The organism is Flavobacterium sp., from assembly GCF_031423415.1.
GTDB lineage: Bacteria > Bacteroidota > Bacteroidia > Flavobacteriales > Flavobacteriaceae > Flavobacterium.
The window spans coordinates 1-1,240 of the sequence record NZ_JANPFL010000082.1; the positions used below are offsets into that span (position 1 = coordinate 1).

Here is a 1,240-nt window from a genome sequence, read left to right on the forward strand (position 1 = left end):
TTTCATGGCGGATTAGGTCGTGATGTTTCTCGAGCAATCGAAACTATAAATCCAAAAGTTTTAATACTTCATGGTGCAGACGATTTTTATGTTCCAGAAACCGAAATGAAAGCGTTTCAAGACGAAATGCGAACTGCAAAATCTGACTGGCAAATGGTCTATTATGCCAATGCTGTTCACGCTTTTACGCACAAAGATGCAGGAAATGATAATAGCAAAGGTGCGGCCTATAACGAAAAAGCAGCCAAAAGATCTTGGATTGCAATGTTGAAATTCTTTGATGAAATTTTTAAATAATTTAGTAAATAAAAGCAGAAATCTAATTCCTAACTAAAAAATCTGACGTCTCGCCTCGCCTACTACAAATGCTACAGAATTGGCAATATTGAAACTTCGGATTAATTTTGACATTGGTATTGTGAGCTGTTGGTTTTGATTGAATAAATCTAAAACTTCTTGACTCAAACCAACACTTTCTTTGCCAAAAACAAGCCAATCTTCGTCTTGAAAAACATTTTCATAAATCGAACTTTCAGCATGAGAACTCATCAAGAAAACACGAGATTTATCGGGAATTATTGCTGTCCAATCTTCAACATTTTGATATTCGGTAACATTCAGATGCACCCAATAATCTAGTCCAGAACGTTTGAGGTTTTTGTCATTAATCACAAATCCAAAAGGATGAATTAGGTGCAATCGACTATTTGTACCAACGCACAAACGACCAATATTTCCGGTATTGTTTGGTATTTCGGGTTCTACAAGTACAATGTTTAGCATCTTAATTGAATTTATAATTTATACAAATTTAAGAAATCTGAAGCAATTTCCAAAACTTCACCAGCTTTCAAATCATTCAAAAAAATGTTCCCTATTCGAACACGAACCAATCTTAGAGTAGGAAAACCAACTGCTGCAGTCATTTTGCGAACTTGTCGAAACTTGCCTTCATTGACAGTTATTGATGCCCAAGTTGTTGGCCCGTGGCGTTCGTCACGAATTTTTTTGGCACGAATTCCAAAATCTGGAACTTCATTGACAATAAAAGCATGGCAAGGTTTTGTGGTATATTTTTGTCCATCAAAACCAATTTCTACACCGATTTTTAATTTTTCAATAGCTTCTTGAGTTATAATTCCATCAACTTGAACATAATATTCTTTATCGACTTTTTTGCTTCTAACTTGTTCGCTAACTTTTCCGTCGGTTGTTAAAAGCAGTAAACCCTCAGAATCTT

The 1,240-nt window shown here is 35.1% G+C and carries 3 protein-coding genes; 1 reads left to right on the forward strand and 2 read right to left on the reverse strand.

From position 1 onward, the window contains the following. A partial coding sequence (locus RMO83_RS07470) for a dienelactone hydrolase family protein (RefSeq protein WP_310559051.1) occupies nucleotides 1–297 on the forward strand: 297 nt, incomplete at its 5' end. A 33-nt stretch (nucleotides 298–330) separates the two neighbouring features. Here the strand turns inward: RMO83_RS07470 and RMO83_RS07475 are convergent. Further along, nucleotides 331–783, reverse strand: coding sequence for a tRNA (cytidine(34)-2'-O)-methyltransferase (locus RMO83_RS07475; protein WP_310559052.1), 453 nt, complete (start codon nucleotides 781–783; stop codon nucleotides 331–333). 11 nt (nucleotides 784–794) lie between these two features. Further along, a partial coding sequence (locus RMO83_RS07480; RefSeq protein ID WP_310559053.1) for a pseudouridine synthase occupies nucleotides 795–1,240 on the reverse strand: 446 nt, incomplete at its 5' end.